Origin of the sequence: Pedobacter caeni, assembly GCF_900129215.1 — a bacterium.
Lineage (GTDB): Bacteria > Bacteroidota > Bacteroidia > Sphingobacteriales > Sphingobacteriaceae > Pedobacter > Pedobacter caeni.
In genome coordinates this window covers 182,664-203,710 of the sequence record NZ_FQUQ01000002.1, presented here as the reverse complement: position 1 = coordinate 203,710, position 21,047 = coordinate 182,664, and the positions used below count along the sequence as shown (strand labels likewise).

General features: G+C 40.6%; 15 protein-coding genes. 3 read left to right on the top strand and 12 right to left on the bottom strand.

The annotated features are described in order from the left end of the window. The 5 genes from BUC20_RS08230 to BUC20_RS08210 form a co-directional block, all read right to left on the bottom strand. The gene (locus BUC20_RS08230) at nt 1–1,425 is read right to left on the bottom strand and encodes a RagB/SusD family nutrient uptake outer membrane protein (RefSeq protein WP_084528693.1); all 1,425 of its coding nucleotides are present in this window, start codon (nt 1,423–1,425) and stop codon (nt 1–3) included. A 4-nt stretch (nt 1,426–1,429) separates the two neighbouring features. Beyond that, complete coding sequence (locus BUC20_RS08225; RefSeq protein WP_159441071.1) at nt 1,430–4,882, bottom strand: SusC/RagA family TonB-linked outer membrane protein; 3,453 nt, start codon at nt 4,880–4,882, stop codon at nt 1,430–1,432. Nucleotides 4,883–4,991: 109 nt separating this feature from the next. After that, entirely contained in the window at nt 4,992–5,837 is an 846-nt protein-coding gene (locus BUC20_RS08220; RefSeq protein WP_073229897.1) for a FecR family protein, read from the bottom strand. Between the two features lie 102 nt (nt 5,838–5,939). Beyond that, on the bottom strand, nt 5,940–6,473 hold the full coding sequence (locus BUC20_RS08215) for an RNA polymerase sigma factor (protein ID WP_073229895.1): 534 nt from the start codon (nt 6,471–6,473) through the stop codon (nt 5,940–5,942). Between the two features lie 189 nt (nt 6,474–6,662). Beyond that, nucleotides 6,663–7,544, bottom strand: a complete 882-nt coding sequence (locus BUC20_RS08210; protein ID WP_073229893.1) for a DUF6694 family lipoprotein — start codon at nt 7,542–7,544, stop codon at nt 6,663–6,665. 218 nt (nt 7,545–7,762) lie between these two features. Here BUC20_RS08210 and BUC20_RS08205 point away from each other — a divergent pair, with 218 nt between their 5' ends. From BUC20_RS08205 to BUC20_RS08195, 3 genes are all read left to right on the top strand, one after another. Then, nucleotides 7,763–8,341, top strand: a complete 579-nt coding sequence (locus BUC20_RS08205; protein WP_073229891.1) for a hypothetical protein — start codon at nt 7,763–7,765, stop codon at nt 8,339–8,341. A gap of 305 nt (nt 8,342–8,646) precedes the next feature. Further along, complete coding sequence (locus BUC20_RS08200; protein WP_073229889.1) at nt 8,647–9,690, top strand: GNAT family N-acetyltransferase; 1,044 nt, start codon at nt 8,647–8,649, stop codon at nt 9,688–9,690. A 326-nt stretch (nt 9,691–10,016) separates the two neighbouring features. Continuing rightward, nucleotides 10,017–10,430 (top strand): hypothetical protein, encoded by a 414-nt coding sequence (locus tag BUC20_RS08195; RefSeq protein ID WP_073229888.1) that lies wholly within the window; start codon nt 10,017–10,019, stop codon nt 10,428–10,430. A 19-nt stretch (nt 10,431–10,449) separates the two neighbouring features. Here the strand turns inward: BUC20_RS08195 and BUC20_RS08190 are convergent, their stop codons facing one another. The 7 genes from BUC20_RS08190 to BUC20_RS08160 all read right to left on the bottom strand — a co-directional run bounded on the left by BUC20_RS08190 (nt 10,450) and on the right by BUC20_RS08160 (nt 20,986). Further along, complete coding sequence (locus BUC20_RS08190; RefSeq protein ID WP_073229886.1) at nt 10,450–11,442, bottom strand: ABC transporter ATP-binding protein; 993 nt, start codon at nt 11,440–11,442, stop codon at nt 10,450–10,452. Nucleotides 11,443–11,484: 42 nt separating this feature from the next. Continuing rightward, a complete protein-coding gene (locus BUC20_RS08185) occupies nt 11,485–12,663 on the bottom strand; it encodes a TlpA family protein disulfide reductase (RefSeq protein ID WP_073229884.1) in 1,179 nt (392 codons plus the stop codon). A gap of 1 nt (nt 12,664) precedes the next feature. Beyond that, on the bottom strand, nt 12,665–14,065 hold the full coding sequence (locus tag BUC20_RS08180; RefSeq protein ID WP_159441070.1) for a PKD-like family lipoprotein: 1,401 nt from the start codon (nt 14,063–14,065) through the stop codon (nt 12,665–12,667). A 20-nt stretch (nt 14,066–14,085) separates the two neighbouring features. Then, complete coding sequence (locus tag BUC20_RS08175) at nt 14,086–14,793, bottom strand: DUF4843 domain-containing protein (protein ID WP_159441069.1); 708 nt, start codon at nt 14,791–14,793, stop codon at nt 14,086–14,088. 4 nt (nt 14,794–14,797) lie between these two features. Next, entirely contained in the window at nt 14,798–16,231 is a 1,434-nt protein-coding gene (locus BUC20_RS08170) for a RagB/SusD family nutrient uptake outer membrane protein (protein WP_073229878.1), read from the bottom strand. A 12-nt stretch (nt 16,232–16,243) separates the two neighbouring features. After that, nucleotides 16,244–19,546 carry a SusC/RagA family TonB-linked outer membrane protein gene (locus BUC20_RS08165; RefSeq protein WP_073231724.1) on the bottom strand — a complete coding sequence of 1,101 codons (3,303 nt, stop codon included), beginning with the start codon at nt 19,544–19,546 and terminating at the stop codon, nt 16,244–16,246. Between the two features lie 264 nt (nt 19,547–19,810). Continuing rightward, entirely contained in the window at nt 19,811–20,986 is a 1,176-nt protein-coding gene (locus BUC20_RS08160; protein WP_073229876.1) for a FecR family protein, read from the bottom strand. Nucleotides 20,987–21,047 lie beyond the last annotated feature (61 nt).

Here is a 21,047-nt window from a genome sequence, read left to right as displayed (position 1 = left end):
TTAATTATATCCTTTATTTTGTTTGATGGCCGGATCAGTATTGACCTGGCTTTGAGGGATCGGTTGTACAAGCTGGTCCTCATTAATGCTAATGCCCTGATACCCTGGAGTAACTTTAAAATAGGCATTCATGACCTCTATCGCTTTTCCAGTCCTGATCAGGTCAAACCAGCGGCTTCCTTCTCCAACAAATTCCCATTGTCTTTCCTGAGCAATCACAGGTCTGAGGCTATTTTGATCCAGACCTGTTACTTTATCCAGTCCGGCGCGTTCCCTTACTTCATTCAGTAAGTCCATTCCTTTACCCGGATTTCCGGTTTCATTATAACATTCTGCCAGCATCAGCAAGACATCCGCATAGCGTAATACCACCACATTGCTTCCCCCATCCTCTATTGTAGAAGAGGTTTGTACCAGTTTTTTTGTAAAAGGAACCCCACCGGAAGTGATGCCCAGGTAAGCCGCTTTTCTTCGGTCTTTGGCAGTAAAGGAATTGTAGACCATACGAGTAGGTAAATTATGGCCTTTTGCACCACCTACTGATCCTGACGGGCTAAATAATTGAAATCCCCTGCTTCCTTCTTTATTCCCGTTAATACCTGAAGCAAACTGTACATCAAAAATGATCTCTTCACTGTTTTCAAATAAGGGGTCAAAAATCCTGGCAGGATCTGTAAGCAATTTATATCCCAATGGACCAACCTGAGCCAGCTGAGCGATCGCAAGATCATATTTATGGAGCGTCAGGTAAACTTTCCCTAACAAAGCCAGCGCAGAACCCTGTGTAGCTTTTCCCTTTAATGAGCGCGCCTTAGGCAGCAAAAGAATCGCCGCTTTTAAATCCTGCTCAATCTGGGTATATACTTCTGCTTTCGATGTACGCCCCTGACCGAAATAATCGTTCACATTGGTCGTCTCTTTAGTCACTAATGGAACGTCTCCAAAAATCCTGACCAGATTGAAATAAGAGAGCGCTCTGATAAATAACATCTCTCCTTTCAGGTAATCTCTGTTCTGTGCAGACATTTCAATCGCATCAATCCTGTTTAAGATGACATTCGTTTGCTGAATACCAATGTATGCAGCCTCCCAGGTATCTTTAACAAGGTCATTCAAGGCAATTGCACTAAAAAGATCCAGTTGTCCATAGTTTCCTCCGTCATTGGCAGGCACCTCATCAAAAGTATTATCAGAAGGGATTTCTCCAAATACCATATAATTGGCACCATACTGACCTTCCTTTTGCAGCATTCCATAAGCAGCATTCACACCTTCATTGATTTGTGCTTCATTTTTATAAAAGTTGGTCAGCATTTTTTCTGTTGTGGGCACAGTATCGAGTCTGCTTTTGGAACAGCTCATTACCGATCCTGCAAACAGTAACAGACCTAATGTATTTTTGAGTATAGTTTTATGACTGATCATGATCTTAAAAATTTAAGTTTAACCCCAGGACATAGGATTTGGCGACAGGATAATTGGCATTATCATAGCCTTGTGTCAACGGGTCTTCAGAGTTTTCACCCGTCTTCAATAAGTTTGGATCTGTTTTTAACGACGTTGCATCAATACTAAATCCTTTGTAAGGAGTAATCGTAAACAAGTTATTGCTGGACAGGTAAACCTGTAGTCCTGACAATCCAATGCGTTTTACAAAACTCGTTGGCAACTGATAAGCGAGGCGCAGGGTTCGTAAGCGCAGATAAGATGCATTATCGAAGAATATATTGGAAGCTCTGGTCTCTTTCCTGTTGTTTGAAAAGTTACCCATGTTCGGCGTAGCATAACGACCATCAGGATTATTTACCGGATGAAAACGGTGGTCAAAATATTCTTTGGAAGCGACAGCAAAGCCTTCACCAGAACCAAACACAGTAGAAACAGGTCTGCTATAAATCTTTTTCCCCAACTCTCCGCTCAATACGAAACTCAGATCAAAGCCTTTATAACTCAGTGAACTTGAAAAGCCAAAACTTATTTCAGGTGCCGCAGTACCGAAGCCCATTTTATCTTTGGAATCAATGATTCCATCTCCGTTTAAATCCGCAATGATGTAATCACCAACCAGCGTTCCCGCCATCTTTGGAGAATTATTCAGTTCTTCAGCTGTGCGGTAAACGCCGGTTACCTTATAACCGTACATTTCGGCTATCGGTCCGCCAACTCTTGTTCTGGCAAAGCTATTGGTTCCTGTGAGGATCTCATTCTGTCCGTTTCCAAGCGCCAGCACTTTATTTTTATTGGTAGAGAAATTTACAGAGGGCCTCCACTTAAACTCGCCCATCATGATGGCCTTGTTAAGTCCCAATTGCAATTCAAAACCCCAGTTTCTGATCTTTCCGATATTTTGGATCGAGGTGCTGTAACCAGATTGAAGCGGGACAGGCACATTTAAGAGCAGGTCGTTGGTATTCGACACGTAATAATCCGCCGAGAGGCTAAAATAATTATTGATCAGACTCATGTCCAAACCCAGGTTGATCGATTCTGCAACCTCCCATGAAAGGTTTGGATTTGGAGCAGTATTGATGCGATACCCTCCGCCGAGCACTCCATTGTTCACGTAATTCTCTTCGAATAACAAGGACTTTGCTCCATAGTTGGGGATCTGGTTATTACCCGTTCTGCCCCAACCAGCTCTTAATTTCAGATAGTTCAGATAAGGATTACTTTTATTAAAGAACGTTTCCTCACTCAAAAGCCATCCAAGAGAAACGGCCGGGAAAAGACTCCATTTGGAATTGTCCCCAAACCTGGAAGATCCGTCTCTTCTTACAGAAGCGGCAAGCAAATACCGGTTGTCGTAGTTATAGTTTACCCTTGAAAAGTAAGAGATCAATGTCCATTCTTCCTGCCTTTCCCTTGCTGAGAAACTGGTTCCACCGGAAATGTTTCTAACCTGATCATCCGGAAAATCAAAGGCATTTGTTTCATTTGACTGAATGTATTCGTATTGAAATGATTGCCCTGCAATGACATCCAGCGTATGTTTACCCAGACTTTTATTAAAAGATAGTACATTTTCATTCAGGTAGTTCTTTCTGAAAATAATCCTTCTGGTCGCTTCCGTTTTGTCCGGAGCTGCCTGACGGTAGCGCCCAACATCTGAAGGATCGAACCTGTTGGCATTATAAGAAGAAAAATCTCCGCCTAAAGAGGTTTTGAAAGTAAAATCCTTCAAAAAATTAACTGAGAGATAGGAATTTCCAAACATCTTAAACTCATTGGTTTTATTGTCGATCATCCTCATCATTGCTATTGGATTTTCAGACAGTGCTCCGTCAGTGGGCAGGTTTGTCTTGATCTGATCGGAAATATTAAGTTCACCTTTCGAATTATACACCGAAAAAAACGGATAACTGATCATTGCAATAGCCAGAGGATCAGTAGACCAGTCGCCCGTATTATCAAAAATATTTCTTTTGCTATAAGAGGGGTTTAAGGTGATCCCAAACTTAATCTTATCCGTTAAAGCAGAAGTAATGTTGATATTAGAGGAATAACGTTCGAAATTTGAACCAATCACAATTCCATCCTGTTTAAAGTAATTCCCCGTTACGGAATATTTACTTTTAAGGTCACCACCTGATACATTCAGGGTATGACTCATCATCGGTGCATTTTTGAAAACCTCATCCAGCCAATTGGTATTTTGTAAACCGGGTTGTTTTTGAAGGTAAGGCAGGATATAATCAGGAATCAACTCTCTTTTTGAAGCTCCGTTTTTTAACCTGACACTGGCATCATCAGACTCTTTTCTGTTTAACGGATCTTTGGAGACGTAACCTGTATTTCTTGCTTCCAGCATGAATTGCGCCATCTCATAAGCATCTACCAGTTTTACATTGTCTGCACGCTGCTGTATCCCATAATAGGAATTGAAGCTTACTGATGTTTTGCCTTCTTTCCCTTGTTTGGTTTCTACCATGATCACCCCATTTGCTCCTCTGGAGCCATAAATGGCAGTAGAAGCGGCATCCTTCAGAATCTCAATAGACTTAATGACGTTAGGATCAAGTGCGCTCAGGCTGCTACCCTCCGTTAATGGAAAACCATCTACCACCACCAATGGGGCTGTTCCGGCAGTTAAAGTTCCCGTACCACGAATTTTGATCTGACTTCCGGCACCCGGACTTGCAGAGTTTTGAACAATCTGTACCCCTGCAGCTTTCCCGACCACAGCTTCAGCAAGTGTGCCACCTGCGTAACCCGTCAGATCTTCAGCTTTTAAAGAAGAGATGGAGCCGGTAACACTGGATTTTTTTTGCGTACCATAGCCTACCACCACCACATCACTTAAGGTATTGACATTCTCTTTCATTTGAACATTCAATACTGAGGTACTCGCTGAAAAAGATTTTTCAAGGGTATTGTAACCGATATAAGAAAAGATCAATACACCTTCTGCCTGATCAGTGCTGATCTTAAAGTTACCTCTGGCATCGGTTACCGCAGCACTTTTAGTTCCCTTTTCTTTGACTGATATCCCTGGAATCCCTTCCCCCTTCTCATCGGTTACGAGTCCTTTTACACTTGTTTGTTCTTGCTTTTTTTGTTGTACAACCACAGCAACACTTCTATTGCTGACTTTAAAAGCTACAGGAAAACGGTTCTCTAAATACTTTAAGGCAGCATTCAGTTCCAGCTGATTGATTTTAAGCTCATCAGCATAGAAATCTTTGATCAGCTGTTCAGAAAAGATGAAGGAATAGCCGGATTGTTTGGCCATTTCATTAAAAATAGCGGTCAGACTTATTCTTTTCCCCGATACAATGGTAATCGCTTTTTGTTGGTTTTGTACTTGTTGATAAGAGTTGCCTGCCTGTGCAGTACCAAACATAAATGCATAGCAGAGCAACCCAATTGTACAATATTTTTTCATACTTTTGGTAATTGAAATCAGTTTCATAATTGATATAGGCATTTCGTCGATGCGTATATTGAAAAACACTTCGGAGCACCACACTATGTGGTGCTTCCGTATTTAAGGGCTACTCTATTTCATAGTTGTCTTTATTTATTGTTTTAACCACTAAACCGAATGGGAATCCCATTTCTTCCAGACTCTCTCTGGCAGAAGAATAATACAATGTTCCTGTAATTTTCAGCCCCTCTTTCACACTTTTTGCTGTCGTGATTTTCACACCATACATCATAGAAATCTGCTGCAATACTTCTGACAGGTCAGTATTTTTGAAATCCAGTTTTAAGTTTTTACGCTGGATGCTTTCGTCGTGACTCATTTTAAGTTGTTTTGTCTTCATGGTGTACCACCATTCATCGCCAGGTTTTAAAATCGTCGGATCTCCTTCCTGGTAACTCACCTGTACCTTCCCTTCGAAAAGCGCCACTTTAGCTTCCGTATTTCCAGGTAACATGGTCACCTTAAAGAAGGTTCCTAAAACTTTTGTTTTTACGCCTCCGGAATTTACAGTAAAAGATTTCCCATTATGTCTGACTTTAAAAGTGGCATTTCCTTCCAGAAATACATCTCTGTCTGAGGAACCAAACGCTGCAGGATATCTCAATTTACTATACTGCCCAAGGATAATCTCGGTACTGTCTTTTAGTCTGATGATTTTAGAAGAGGCATGGGTAGCTACCTCCAGATAGTCGGCCTGATTGTAGTATTTCAACCAGGAGAAGGTAGCAGCACTTAATAAAACAATCGCTATGGAGGCAGCAAACCAATAAAACGACCGCTGTTTTGGTCTTTCTGTTTTATGATCAATGTTTTGCCATATACGGCTCTTCTGCACCGGATCAAGTTCCCCATGATCGGGTATTTCGTTCCAGATGCGGTCAAATTCATTAGGATCTATATTTTTTTGTTTCAATGCTTTTCCTTTTTTTAACCTATTACGTTTAGGAAAATGAAAACACCACCTCTATATTTAATTATATAGATGATTTAATACAGTGTTAACTTAATTTTAACATTAAAGCAGGGATTTGGAGAGTTTTGCCTGTTCCCGAAGGTAAGCAAGGGCAAGGCCGATTTGATTTTCGACGGCACTTTTAGAGATTTCAAGATGTTGGGCGATCTCCTGACAAGTCAGGCCATCAAAACGATGGAGCATAAATATTTCTCTTCTTCGGTCCGGTAACTTATCCAGAAGTTTATAGAGGTAATCTTTTTGTAGTTCTGCTAAATGAGGATCCTCAGTATCCTCTTCCTCAGCAATCATCGCGTCGTCTTCAATCCGCTCTTCCTGATTCTTTAATGATCTGTACCAGTTAGATATCTCCTGCTTTGCTGTTTTAAAAAGAATGGCCTCTACAGGGGTCTGTTCGTTAAGTTTAGCCCTGTTGTTCCAGATATGGATAAAAATATTCTGTACAATATCTTCTGCAGTATCCCGGTCGTTGGTAAAACGATAACAAAATTGGTATAATTTATAGTGACAGGATTCAAACAGCGATTTGAATGCCTGATGATCACCATGTTTTATTTTAACCAAGATTATATTCATATCCCACACCTGATTAGGTTTTCAAAAGTACAAAAAAGGGAATGGCAGATCTCCCATTGAGGCAAAACTTAACCTTGCCTTAACACCCTTTAATCTATTTGGTTTTATGCTGTTTAATATCAAGTGTAAACTAAAAAACTAAACCTGTTTACCAGGAAACTCGGCTTTCAGCTTTTAGAGAAATTAACATTATTTGCTGAGCTCGAGGCTATCAAGCGTTGGTTTTTGGGCTTCCCGTTTTTTGATTAAAGTTGTCATCTTCAGGAAATTTTGTTCATCCCAGTAATCCCATTTCACTGAAGACAGGTCGTGTTCCTGTTCATACATGCGCAATTGCTTGGTCATTCCACCGGCAACCAGATGATACTGGCTTAGATCTTTAACCGGATATTTCATAGTTTTCCATGGAACATGAGGATAATCCCGCATGATGAGCTGTCCTATCCCTGCCGTGGCAATAAAGGTATCATTGGGATTTACAGTTCCGATAGCACTTGTTTTTCCTGTATGTGAATTGGACGAAGAAGAAGTCAGGAATTTTCCGGAATCTGTTTTTAAGAATACCGAACAGGTAAATCGATAGAGTGTATCCTTTGATAAGTTTTTAAATTCAGCAAAAATGGTAGGCTCTCCGTTTACCAGGTCAATTTTAACCAGGGTTCCTTTCAACATATCCAACTGCTTTTTTACCGCAACTTCCTGAGCCTTTCTGCCGGCAAGATCGGCCATATCTTTTTTCAAACCAGCAATTTCCAGTTTATGGCTCTCTGCCAGGTATTGTTCTGCCATGTCAACCATGTTATTGTAACTTTTACCATTCACCATCTGCATGATAATTTGATTAAAAGATTTGTTTTTATCTTCCTCCGGATGATCAAATTTATGTTTCATAGCTGAAGCGGTGATGACCCTCAAAGCGACTTCAAATCTATTTTGATCCTCTTCACTAAGCTTACTTTTTATTTTTTCAGCAGAAGCTTTGAACTTTTCTTCAGAACTACCGTCAATTTTTTCTGAACAGCTGGATAAAAATAAGAGCAGAATACTGCTGATTATCATTAATTTCTTCATTAGGTGCAATTTTATCTTTTAAGCGTTTATCTTTTTTAAAGATCTGTTTTTTTGTTTAAAAATAACCTATTGGATGAATTTATCAGGGTCAATTCCATCCTAAATCTTTAGGTCGCAAAAGGACTATGTTAATTAATGTTAATTAGTACTGCTTAATGTTAAAACACACTCATTAATAGAAAATCATATTACCTTTATACTTAAATCAAACAAAACCAATGAGAAACCTTCAAAAACAAATTTATTCGATAGCACTATTTTTCCTGTTTTTCGTCATCACTCAAAAATCCATCGCGCAAGATACCGTCACTATAGCTAAGCCTCTTCAAAGTCTAAATAAAATTAAATTGATCATACCTGGAATATTCTTTGAACATGAACACCTTATTTCCCCTTCAACAACAGTTTATGGTGGGATTGGTATTGGCGCAGGTGTCGCTTATTCTTACAGCAATTGGGGTGGTAGTAATTGGGCTTTTAGCATGTCTCCAACTGCGTACCTTGGTCTCAGAAATTACTATAATCTGGAAAAAAGGGCTAAAAAGGGGCGCCAAACAAGAAATAATGCCGCTAACTTTTTTGGGGTTGAGATTGGTGGTTCCACAAAAGCAATCGTAGAAAAAAACACATACGGAAATGATGGTGGCATGGCATTAGATATCTTTTGGGGGATTCAGCGTAGCCTTGGTCGCAAAATCAATTTTGAAATGCAGTTAGGCCCTTCTTTGGGTACTGATTTTGAAGAATTTAAACTACACACTGTTTCAGGAAAAATAGGTTTTTCTTATATCCTTTAGGCGTTATAAAAAAGCTGATTAACTTTCAAATCAATGTAAGAGGATCCCGCTCTCGTCAAATAACTGACACTTGTCTTTTTCATTAATGTTTCCGGTTGAAATGTGTTGCATATCCGTTTTCCTCCAATTGACCTTCATTTAGCCAATAACAGGAGGTTGATAGGTTCATAATTGGTCTGTCAGACCTTTTAACGATGTTTCCGAAATCAAATGACCCTTTATTTTAGGATAGCACATATGAATAGGATATGAAAAACATTTCGTAAATTGTTTTTAATCAATTCACTTACTTAAATAAATTAAAAATGGGAACATTAATAAATGGGTTATTTGGCGGATTCCATGGTAGGGTCGGCAACCTGGTAGGTTATACCTTAAAAGGTAAACATGTCATCAGAATGATAGGCAGAAGTAGTAAACCGCTTACTCCGGCAAGGAAAGCAAATTGCCAGAAGATGACGGTGGTCAATGAGATCCTCAAGCCTTCAATTCATGCGATCCGTATAGGGTTTCGCCTTGCGGTTGCCGGAACGGACAGAAACGAGTACAATGAAGCCGTTTCTTACAATAAAAAGAATGCGCTTCAGGGAACATATCCAAACATCAGTCTGGACTATACCAAAGTATTACTAAGCATGGGGACTCTTCCTGTGGCTGTCAATACTTCTATCAGCCAGGCAGAGGAGAAAATCACCTTTAATTGGGATGTATCGGACATCCCGATGAGCCAGTATCATAATGATCGGGCCATGCTGGTGATCTATTTTCCTGATTTAAAAGAGACCTCTTACCAATTAATCGGGGCAAAAAGAGTTGAGGGTAAAGATGTACTTTCTATCGATCCTTCACATGTAAATGCACGTATGGAAGCCTATATCTCTTTTGCCAGACAGGATGGCAGAGAAGTCTCCAATAGCGTACACGTGGGCTCTCTAAACTTAGATCGCAAAACAGAAACTGCAGGCGATAATACGTCAGAAATTAAAGATATCCCTGAATTTGTTCATTTGCTGCAGGACGAGCTTAGCCAAAAAGTAAGTGGAGACTGCGAGCTAAAACTCAGTCAATATGATGGCCGCATTGCAGAACTAAACATCAACTCCTCTCTTGGCGAACAAGTGGATATAAAAGAATCCCTGTCTTCAACACTGTTTCTTTTATTTAAAAAAGCTAAGATCAACCGTGTTGTCCTGAAGATAAACGCAGACCATGAGCAAATGATCGGTTTATTAGAAGAGCTTGGTTTAAAAAAGGAAGGTCATTTTATTGAAAATCGGTTTGTAGATGGCAAATGGATCAATGAATATCAATTTGCCATTTTAAAATCGGAATGGGATCTGTTGAACTAGCTCTTTAGCAAAGAGCACTTTGATTGATTTGTTTAGGTTTTAATATACTGGAAGATTTGAGTATCTATCCCAGCAGGGAATTCCTTTGCATTGACTGTAATAAAGAACCAATCAGATGTTTTCTAAGAAGCCTTTTAATCTTGCCCAGTACATTGTGGGGCGAGGTATTTCTGGATCAAAAACCAAACTATCAGGCGATAAATTGGCAACAAACCTATTGATCGCAATATAGTTCTGTATAACATTTTAATTACAGCATAAATAAATACAAAATTGTATTTTTATGGCAACAGATTTGCTGTAAGAACATCAAACACACAAATCATATGAAAAGAATCTTATTACTACTCATCGCAACTGCCACGCTGGGCCTGGCATCCTGCAAAAAGGATAACGTTATACAGGAGAATGTTCCTAACAAAACAATTATTTTTACGATTCAACCTGGCGATTGGAAAGCAACCACAGATAAGTCTGCTTTCTTTGCTGAGTATTCAATTCCTGCAATAGACCAACTTAATGTAGACGAGGAAGGAATTTTAGTTTACTTCGATCACCCTGTTAAGAATACAAGTTTTATTCAATTGCCTTACACTTTTGAAGGTGCAAGCTATAGTTATGAGCATTTTGATGGTGGACTTTCTTTTGATCTTCAAAGGGCAAATTTCGTAAATGAAGATCCGAAACAACCAACTGTGCCAATTAAGGTTAAAGTTATTCTAATCCCTTCAATGAGATAAGGTAAGGTATAAAAGCCGATTAAAACTTTAAAAAACGACCAATGTTCGCTTGAACGTGGTCGTTTTTTTTATGCTCTCCCCTGTTCAGCTGAATCGCCCTGATCGTTACTCCATTTCTTTCCAGCAACAGTTCTTCATAAAAACCTTTATAATACACATCCTTTACTTCAAAACGCCTGCTGGTCCAGGAATTGCTCAATTCCACCCATTCCGGATAAAACACCGCATTCCCTTCTTTAATTTCCAGGCCAAGCTTTTTTGCCTCCTCCGTATTCAATACCACTGCATTCCCAAGCATTCTCGCCGTATAAATATGATTTGGATGGTTATAAATTTCCGCAGGTTTCCCTTGTTGCATCAGATGTCCGTCCTTCAGGATCAACAACTCATCTGCTAAAAACAATCCATCTGCGGGATCATGAGAAACCATAATTACTGTTACTCCGGTTTCCGCAGCAATACGCTTAATATCCGCTCTCAATTGGTTCTTCAACAACGCGTCAACCTGACTAAAAGGTTCATCCAGCAACAATACAGAAGTATCACTGACCAATGCTTTTGCAATGGCCACCCTTTGTTGCTCTCCACCGCTCAGCTGTGTAATCTTTTTATCTTTCAGGTGGTCAATATGCAAATGAAGCATCATCTCCGTTGTTTTCTCATGCTTATAATGCACATCGGTATTGGCCAGCATGGAAGCAATATTATCATATACTTTCGCATAGATGTTCAGGGAGAAATCCTGAGTCACCATTTTCATCTCCTTATGACCTGGAATCAATTGTTCATTTGGCCCAAGGATTCGTTCTCCTTTAAAAGTAACCTCCCCCTCATCAACGCTCAGCAAGCCATAAATACATTTCAACAGGGTCGATTTCCCGCTTCCGCTTTCACCAATAATGGCAATGATCTCTCCTTTATGAATATCAAAACTGATATTTTGAACACCTGAAGCCTGTTCCTGCTGATATTGTTTGCTGATGTTTTTAACGCTGATGATTTGTTCCTTCACCCTGTAAAGATAAATATTTAATACAGCTGAAGCTCAAGGGAATTAAAAATGTCCCATCTTACTATACCTTTCCAGCGCCAGGTCAAGATCGTTGGTCGCATTGGCAGTGAGGCGTAAAACTACCTTACCATTTTTATCCAATAGAATTTTGGTGGGAAATCCGGTAATGTTATACGCTTTGATGACATCGATATCCGTATCATCTTTATTTAACAAATTGATCCAGTCTATACCATCTTTCCACATTGCTCCAACTGATGCGGCTCTTCGTTCTTCTTTTGTTTTAGGATGTTCATTGCTAATGCCAACAATTTCAAAGTCCATATTTTTGTACTTGGCACTTAGCATTTTCAGGTGCGGGTTCCCTGCCCTGCAAGGAATACACCAGCTTCCCCAAAAATCCAGCAAAATCAATTTGCCTCTTTTAGCGGCGAGTTCAAAGGCTTGTCCATTTTGGTCTGTCCCCTTAAAATTTAAAGCCATTGTTCCCGCAGCTGTTGACTTCAACGACGCGACTTTGTTGGTCACCTTTTTTGCAATACCGGTGTTCCGGTATTTGGCAGATAATAAAGAAGCACAGGCGATGTACTGATCAGCAGTATAAAAATTAGGCATTCGTCCCAACAGGTACCAACTCAATAATGCATCCGGATAAGTAGCAATAAAAGTTTTCTGTTTAGCGATAATTTTCATAGAAACGGCCTGTCCTTTATTGATCAGAGCTTTCAGCAATAAACTATCTGATTTAGGCAAAGACATCATCTGCTTTCTTAAGTTAAGGTCTTCTGTGATCAGTGGCTGGGCAGTACTCCTAAAGATCATAAACCCTTCATTTTCTACATCGCCTTGAATGCTGATCCCTTCAAATTCATTGATAGCTCCAGAAATCTGAAGATCAGATTTGAAGATAAAAAGATCAGTTCCGGATACGATTTTGGAAGATTGACCAGCAGACTGCTCATTTGTGCCAGACTGCCCATTTGCCAAAGCGTTTAATTGTAGCCAGGCAAGCACTGGCTCCGCCTGACGTTTTATTTTAAAACTGAATTTCCCTCCAATGAGATCCTGACTATAATTTTCCTTCTTTTCGGATTGGAAAGAGAGGGCCAGCCTGTGGCTGCCCTCTCCTTTTAATGTTCCGCTGATTACGATGCTGTCTTGCTGTGCAAAGGATTGCAAAGCAATTAACAAAAAGATAAGTCCAAGCTGAATGTGCTTCATATTATTGCGGTTTATAAACCATATCAATGATGTTCCCTAAACCGCTGATCTTTTTTGTATTGGAAGATACATTACCTGTTGGCGCGAGGTCAAAGTAATAAAGTGCTCCTTCTGCTCCTTCATTAACACCTGCCACGAGTGCGCCTTTAAGCATTCTAAGGGCTACAATATGCGCAGCAGCATCCGGAATCTCATAAACCTTACGTGCAGCGTTCATTTCTACATCATACACATAGATCTTTTGATCAACCGCATAATAGATCAGCGGTAAGGTAGAAGCGATCGTAAAAGTGCTGGCACGGCCGATATCAGGAACATTTGCCATAGGCTGATACTTTACAGCCGGATTGGTCCCATTAGAATTGATGGTATAAAAGTGAAAACTCTGGTTTCTGGGGTCCTTAAATAACGCATAGAAGTGATCCAGTACTGGTGCAGGCTGCATAAAAACCAAGGTCTTGTTGATCTTGTTCATATCAAAAGCAGCGCCTTCCACAAGTGGAAAAGCAGTCAATTCAGACTTATTTGCCGGAAGGGACAGAAATCCCCCATTTTTTTCATCATAAATAATCCCCGGATATTTAGAACCCACAGCCATGAAGTTAGCGGCCTTGTAATCACCAGGAATCCTGGCTCCAAAACGTGTAGGAGGAGGTACATTTGTGGCCATCACATACAATAATCCATCATTAATGATAAACTCCCTATCTCCCCCATTTTTTAGAAAATACAACTCTGGTTTACCTGGGGAAGGTTGCTCATAGAACAAAGAATTATAGTTTTGAATTTGTATAAAATCGTTTCCTTTCAATTGGAGGAGATCCGATGCAGTTTGCACAAAGACCTTCTGTTCCTGTTGTCCGTAATAGGTATAAACCCTGTTTGCTCCATCCGGGATTGCGTTTCCATTACTCAGTTTATAAACATCAGAGAATACTTTCCCTGCTGGATTAACCATGTCTATATCGACATCGTTCCCTTTGCGGTTCAACACCATCCATCCTTCAGAATATGGCGTAATCACCTTTAAGTTAAAAGATTTGAATTCACTGATTCCTGTAGTCTGATCTGTAACCTTGAACAGCAGTTCATAAGCATCTGTAATTGGCTCTTCGGTGATCACCACTGCAAGGTTCTTTTCTTTGGACAGGGTTTTTGTTTTCCCGGTCTTGGGGGAATAAATTTTCCATTCATAGCTTAATATGTGACCACTTTCGGATTGATTGACCTCCGGTGAAATCTTTAGAGAATCGAATTTCATCAGGCTGAAATCGGAAATGGAATCTATTTTTACGTCGTTTAGTTTGGTGTACTCATAATTCCCATGGTCTTTTGCACAACTGCTCAGCATCAGCAAGACCGCAAAAAGGAAATGCATATAGGCGGTATATTTTTTCATCATCTTCATAATTTTAAACCATTCTAATTGGGAAAGGTTACCCTGTTTCCAAATTCATCCATCATCAAACCGTTAATTTTCTCATCTTCAGCAAGCGCATTTTTCAACTTTATTTTCAGATAAGTCATCTGACTATAGGGAACCTGTTCAGGATAAGCAAAGGTCGACATGCCCAGGGTTTTAAAAATAAAAGCAAATTTCACTTCACTAAAAACCCCAAAAAAGACCGCAAGCCGCTGATCCCAGTTGTCGGGTTTAGAAAAGAAATCATTGATCTTAATTTTGTAGCCCAGTTGTTTGGTGATGCCCGGCATAAAATCCTTTGAAGCCACCACATTTAATTCCAGAAACACTTCTTTTTTTTCCAGATCCGGACTGCGCAATACCACTACCGGCAGACTCATTTTGAAAGAATCGGCAGGCATCACATAAGGAAGTAACTTATAATGCTGCCCGGCAATGGCTGTACTTTTTCCGGACGGCTCCAGGATGATCTCCCGGGGAGAATTTGCAGCCTTCCCCATGATACGTACCTTTACATAAACCGTATCCTGCAGAATCTCAGCTTTTTTAACAGCGAAAGAATAAGAAGTACTGTCTTTACTCACATCAGATGCTACTTTTTCGATATAAAGATGTGCCTCATCTTTATACATAATGAGTTTATCTTTCACACAGGAACTGAGCATCATTGCTCCAATAGCCAGACACATTGCGGCTGTGATTTTCATCGTTTTATTTATTTCTAAACTCATATTCATTATCAGGAACAGGTAAAACATAGACTTTATCATTGGCTACAACTGTAGAGCCGGGAACTTTTGGATAGCTAAATCTTTTATAGTAGTAAAAGAGTTGTCCTTCACTAAAAAATTCCTTTTTATACTCTTTCATGATTTCTTCTTTTACGCCATCTAAACTCAAAGTAGTTGCCAGGGCTGCGACTCCCCGATGCAGACGGATTTCGTTCAGGTAGCCAATAGCAGTAACCGGATTTGCCTCACATTCAGCCAGGATATAGAACATTTCTGAAATTCTGATCAGGGGCATCAGCTTAGTATACATCCCCCCATCCACAGTCGCTTCTGAATATTCCTGCCAGAATTTGGAATGGTATTTTACGGACTGGTCAATCTCCCATAAATAGATATATCGAAAATCTGTAGAGCCACCGGCAGAGATCTCAAATACTGTTTTAATATTGCTTTCCGAATGGTTAAGTTCTGTGGCATCAATTCCCGCAAGGTGGAATTTAAAGTATTCTGAAACCGGCTCGTTTAATTTAGATATATACAGGGAGAAAATATGCTCAGTAGAGAAGGTCCGGTCCTTTCTTATTCCGGTAAGGCTTGCACTTTTAATAAACGGATGTTTTTTAGCATCAACCACCTGCCTGGCACAGAGGGCTGCATTTATTTTATCGCCCTTGTAGAGGTAAACGCGAGCTAAGATGGCCTTTACGGCAAAATAGTTCATCCGGTTTGTCCTGAATTTAGACAAATCATCACCACTTACCGGAGCCCCGTTAATGGGATCGTTTTTTTCCAGTAAGGCTTCTGCTTCCTTAAGGTCAGCAAGGATATACCCTATTGTTTCATCGATGGTAGAAAGAGAAGCGGCACTAGTACTTAACTTGCTCACATAGGGTATACCGGCAAGATTTCCTCCTTTGCTATAAGCCGGGGCAAAAAGACGCAGCAGGTCAAAATGCATAAAAGCACGGAGGGCGAGGCTTTCTCCTTTGATCAGGTCGAAATTACTTCCGGTGAAAACACCTTTCTTCTCTTCGATATGTCCCAGAATGTTATTGACATTTGCGATTGTATTGTACATCTCGTTCCAGATCGCATCAATCCTTGGTCTTATTTTTATATTCAGGTAATCATATCGCTGTGCAAAATATAACTTGTGGCCCGTATTGTTAACCGCATAACGTTGCGCAAGTACATCCAGAAAGCCCATGGTCAGGTTATCTGAATACAGTTCCCGGGCCGACATCTTAGAATATACCCCCAACAGGGCATCTTTAAATCCAAGTTCATTCTCAAACAATTCTGCTTCTTTGATTTGAGAAGAAGGGCGGACATCCAGCCATTTTTTACAGCTCCCCAGGCTTCCTGTGAGGAAAACAAGGAGCATGCCTGTGATCAGTATTTTAAAGTCTTTCATAATTTTTGAAGGTTATAGGGTGGTTCTAAGAGAGAAAGAAACAGAGCGTGCAAAAGGATAATTCAATCCTCTTTCCTGTTTTACAGTTGATATTCTAAAAATATCATTCATATAAAGTGATAAGCGGAGGTTCTGCAGCTTTATTTTATTCAGGAATTTTTGTTCAAAATCATAAGATAAGGAAGCCGATTGCAAGGCAAATACACTTTCATTCTGAATGAACCTCGATGAGGTTTTAGTGATGGATTTATCCTTTACGTCCTTAAAAAAAGTGAGGTCACCCGGAGATTTCCACCTTTCTTCATATACCCTTCTATCGGTATTAAATGCAGGATCAACATTTTCTACACGTTGAATTAATGTAGAATTGTATATCTGATTCCCAAATTTATAGGAGAAAATCACATTGAGGTTAAATCCCTTGTACCCGGCAAATGTTCCGAAACGACCTTCCAGGTCGGGTTCCAGAGTCCCCATAGCCTGTTTATCTGCAGGATCCCAGATATTGGTCAGACTGCCATCTTTCTTCACAAAAACCTCCTTACCATTACTTGGGTCAATTCCTTTTGAAGGCACAGCCCAAATGGTATTTACAGAGTAACCTTCTTCCAAACGGACTTTTGGTGTCGTCTGATCACCTTTATCCTGATCTGCATTCAGCTTCTTAAAAATTGCCCCCACATTCTGGATCTTATTTCTATTCTGAATCCCTGATGCGCTGATGCCCAGGTAGAAGTCTTTTGCTGAATTTTGTTTCAGAATCACAAATCTGGACGTAATTTCAAAGCCATTGTTTACCAGCTCTCCAAAGTTCGCTTTGTAACTGCCAAATCCTACCGATGGAGGTGTAGTAATGTCTGCCAGGGCATTCTGAGTCAGGTCATGATAATAGTTCATGGAAACATCCAGACGCTCGTTGAACAAGAGCAAATCTGCACCAATATTCGTAGACAGCTTATTTTGCCATTTTAAATTCTCATCCCCAAGAGCCAGCAAAAAGGCCCCTACCCCAACGCGATAATTTAAATTGGTAAAATAACTATAGGTGGTCATTGCCTGGTATGCAGGGACGTTTAACCCTCCTTGTGAACCATAACTAGCCCTGATTTTCAGTTTATTGACAAACTTAAGGTCACTCATAAATGCCTCTTTATGTACATTCCAGCCAGTTCCTACAGACCAGAACTTCCCGAAGCGGTTCTTTGCCCCAAACTGGGAAGAACCATCCATTCTGAAGGAAGCATCAAGGAGATATTTCTCCATATAAGCATAGTTTGCATTGGAGAAAAAACCTATCCGCCTGCTCACCTCTTCCAGACCGGAGGGCTTTCCATTCAATTCATATTGTTTGGCAAAGGTGATGTCAGCAAGCCTGTCGTTGGGAAATCCTTCGGCAGTAAACTGGTTGAAATCAGTCGAATTATCTGCGATATTGACCCCACCAGCAGCATAAAGGGTATGTTTACCAAATGACTTTCCAAAATTAAAAGCCAGATTCCCCTCGTAATTGAGCATTTTACCATTTCTAATGGTATAGGACCCTCTTCTGAAGAAATCTGCCTCCGGATAGTTGGCAAATTTGCTGTGTTGAGCAGAATAGAATTCCTCCGAATTGGTACTTTGCTTGGTTAAGCTCAAATTGGCAACAAAGCGCAGCGCCCTGCTCACAAACCATTCGGCAGAAAAATTATTGACAAACTCCTGATAAGAACTAAAATCTTTGGACCTTAAAGTAGTATTATAAATAGGGTTAGCGAATACTGAGGGTCTCCGGTAGACATCAAAATAACCTTCGTCAAGATTTGTTTTCATCCTTCCTTCATCGTCATAAATGCTCCAGTATGGATTTAGCAAGGTATACTGTGCAAAATTACCATAAGGAGAGTTATTCGCCTTATTGGTGTTTATGGTCAGGGAATTTCTAAATTTAAATTGCTCAAACTGATAAGAAATAGAAAACTCTCCGGAGTAATTGGTACGGTCGGATCCTTTCATGACACCTCGCTCTGTACCTTTCGTAAATTGCAATCCATAACGCACGAAATCATCTCCACCTTCCGCATACAAGGTATTTCTGTCGGAATATCCGGTACGGACAGGTTGCGCCATCCAATCGGTATTTACTCCTCTGGTTACCGCTTTCAGACGTATACTGTACTGCTCGTCATATACCTGATTATACTCCCCGCCTTCTGCACCAAATAGTCCGGCACTCTTTTCCAGGGCCAGTTTACCTTTAGCATCCAGGAGGTTATAATCCGATAAATCAGGCATGGACAGCTTGAAATCATTGTTATAGGTAATACTTAATTTTCCTCGTTTCGGTTTAATTGTTTCAATGACCATTACGCCATTTGCGCCTCTCGATCCATAAATTGCAGTTGCCGCAGCATCTTTTAAAAGAGAAACTGAAGCGATCCTGTTCATGTCCAGATCAAAGACCCGCTGTAAAGGCACTTCAAAGCCATCCATGATAAACAAAGGCTGATTTGGCTTTCCTGTATAACTGCCCTTAATATCCGGAAAGCCGGAACCTCCCCTGATCTGTATGTCGGGAAGCGCATTTATGTTTGAACCGATCGTATTGTTCTCAATGATATGGAAGGAAGGATCCATTGCCGAAACTGCCGACAACACATTCTGGGCACTCACCTTTTTCAGGTCTGCAGCAGAAAGCGTGGTAATTGCACCGGTATAAATTTCTTTAGGTCGTTCGGAAATTCCATTGATCACCACTTCTGTCAACGCTTTTTTCTCTGGCTCCAACCTGACTACAAATTCCCGTTTGGCACCAATCTCGACTTCCTTATTCTGATATCCTACGTACCGAAACACCAATACTTTGGCATCTTCAGGAACGTTAAAGCTAAACTCTCCCTTGTCATTACTTTTAAAGACATCTGTTTTTCCTTTGATCAGGATACTGGCATTTGGCAAAGGGATTCCCATTTCATCCAGGATCTTTCCTTTCACCGGCACATCGGTAACCATGTGTTTTCTTTGCGAAGGCTGCTCTTCCTCTCTTCGGATGATGACCGTTTTATCTTTAATGATATACACCAGGCCCTGTCCGGCAAGAACCGATTTCAGGGCAGTTTCCAATGGCTGATTATGGAGGTCTATGTCCACTGATTTCAAGCCATTCAACTGATCCGGCTGCCATAGAAAATCGTATCCTGTCTGTTTTCGAAATTCAATAAAGACTTCTTCAAGTGCCATCTTCTTTTTATGAAGCAGCACCCGCTGAGCAAAGCCGGCTGCACTGACATGAGCCATCCCGGCGATCAGCAGTGCGGTAACTAAATTTATTCGCATCAGTATTTTCTTTTTATCTGTCCTCCGCAGAAATTTCATCGCGCAGGCGGGAAGCCTGCACCCCTTGTGTGTAGAATTTTTATACATTTGAACTGTTTAGGTTTCTATTTGTAATAGAATGGGTTAGTAACGCTATTTTTTGCAATGAACCTGAATATCTATCCAATGTCCGATGGCCGTCGGGCATTGGTTTTTCCAGATTTTAGCGCGCTCCTAAGGACATCGGGAATGTGTTCTTTTCATTTGTTAATTGGTTTAGTTGGTTTATAAAATTTCAGGCGATTCGACTTTGACTTGTTTACCCTTTATGGTAAACTTTACCGGAGCGGTTAATTCCAGTTTTTCCAGTAACTCAGAGATATTCTTAAAGCGGGAAACACTTCCGCTAAATACCTGATGTCTGGCAGATTCATCTTCATAACGGACATCGACGTCATACCAGCGACTGATTCTCCGCATGATACTCTCCAGGCTTTCTTTATTAAACACGAAATACCCATTGGTCCAGTCAATGGCATTCTCTGTATTTACCTGTTGTACTTTTATTCCTTTTGCGGCAATCAAAGACTGCTCCCCAGGTTTCAAAATCACGCTTTCTCTTATAGATGAAGCAGAGCCCTGCTCAATAAGGTTCACCTGTATACTTCCTTCTATCAGCGTTGTCCGGATATAAGGCTCTTCTATATAGCTATTGATGTTAAAATGTGTTCCAAGCACCTTTATCTCCTGAGTTCGGGTCTGAACAATAAAGGGGATCTGTTTACTTTTGGCGACCTCAAAATAAGCTTCACCAATCAGCTGCACCTTTCGCTCTTTTAAGCCGTTCAGCAAAACAGGGTATACCAGTTTAGAGGAGGCATTGAGCCAGACTCTGGTTCCATCAGGTAAACGGACCTGGTATTGTCCTCCCCTGGGCGTTTCAACAGTATTAAAGGCAGCAGCATTCGCCTCCTGATCACAGGAGGTACAGGCGGTATAGATCAATTGCCCATCAGTAGTTTTACTGATTCTGGTTCCTGCCTGTTCGGTCAGCGCACCGTTACCTGCATCTGTCAGACTGATTTTTTTGCCATTGGCGAGGGTAAGCATGGCCTTATTTCCCCCGGGTTGAATGACTACAACATCTGTTAAGGGAGTAGAACCGTACTGCTTCTGAAAAAAATACGCTCCGATACTCAATAGAACAAGCAATACTGCAGCTATCCGAATCAGTGATTTGTACCTGAAAACAAGACCGGCCTGATCTTTTCTTTGCTGAATACTTCCCAGTAACCTGGTCTGAAGCGCTTCTTCTGAATCGTCCTGTCCCATCCATATGATCGGCTCATCACTACTCATATCATACCAGTGATCCAGCAATTCGCGCTCTTCGGAACTAATCGTTCCTTTTAACCACTTATCCGCCAGTTCTCTTAATAGGGCCTTATCAGGTATGCTCATTCGGGTTGCTTTTCTTATATAGTGTATAAGATTCAGTCCTTACCCTTAGTCGGGTATAAAA

What these genes read in the sequence shown, in the direction of transcription:
- BUC20_RS08230 (WP_084528693.1), bottom strand. Translation starts at nt 1,425, where the DNA reads ATGATCAGTCATAAAACTATACTCAAAAATACATTAGGTCTGTTACTG.
- BUC20_RS08225 (WP_159441071.1), bottom strand. Translation starts at nt 4,882, where the DNA reads ATGAAAAAATATTGTACAATTGGGTTGCTCTGCTATGCATTTATGTTT.
- BUC20_RS08215 (WP_073229895.1), bottom strand. Translation starts at nt 6,473, where the DNA reads ATGAATATAATCTTGGTTAAAATAAAACATGGTGATCATCAGGCATTC.
- BUC20_RS08210 (WP_073229893.1), bottom strand. Translation starts at nt 7,544, where the DNA reads ATGAAGAAATTAATGATAATCAGCAGTATTCTGCTCTTATTTTTATCC.
- BUC20_RS08205 (WP_073229891.1), top strand. Translation starts at nt 7,763, where the DNA reads ATGAGAAACCTTCAAAAACAAATTTATTCGATAGCACTATTTTTCCTG.
- BUC20_RS08200 (WP_073229889.1), top strand. Translation starts at nt 8,647, where the DNA reads ATGGGAACATTAATAAATGGGTTATTTGGCGGATTCCATGGTAGGGTC.
- BUC20_RS08195 (WP_073229888.1), top strand. Translation starts at nt 10,017, where the DNA reads ATGAAAAGAATCTTATTACTACTCATCGCAACTGCCACGCTGGGCCTG.
- BUC20_RS08185 (WP_073229884.1), bottom strand. Translation starts at nt 12,663, where the DNA reads ATGAAGCACATTCAGCTTGGACTTATCTTTTTGTTAATTGCTTTGCAA.
- BUC20_RS08180 (WP_159441070.1), bottom strand. Translation starts at nt 14,065, where the DNA reads ATGATGAAAAAATATACCGCCTATATGCATTTCCTTTTTGCGGTCTTG.
- BUC20_RS08175 (WP_159441069.1), bottom strand. Translation starts at nt 14,793, where the DNA reads ATGAAAATCACAGCCGCAATGTGTCTGGCTATTGGAGCAATGATGCTC.
- BUC20_RS08170 (WP_073229878.1), bottom strand. Translation starts at nt 16,231, where the DNA reads ATGAAAGACTTTAAAATACTGATCACAGGCATGCTCCTTGTTTTCCTC.
- BUC20_RS08165 (WP_073231724.1), bottom strand. Translation starts at nt 19,546, where the DNA reads ATGCGAATAAATTTAGTTACCGCACTGCTGATCGCCGGGATGGCTCAT.
- BUC20_RS08160 (WP_073229876.1), bottom strand. Translation starts at nt 20,986, where the DNA reads ATGAGCATACCTGATAAGGCCCTATTAAGAGAACTGGCGGATAAGTGG.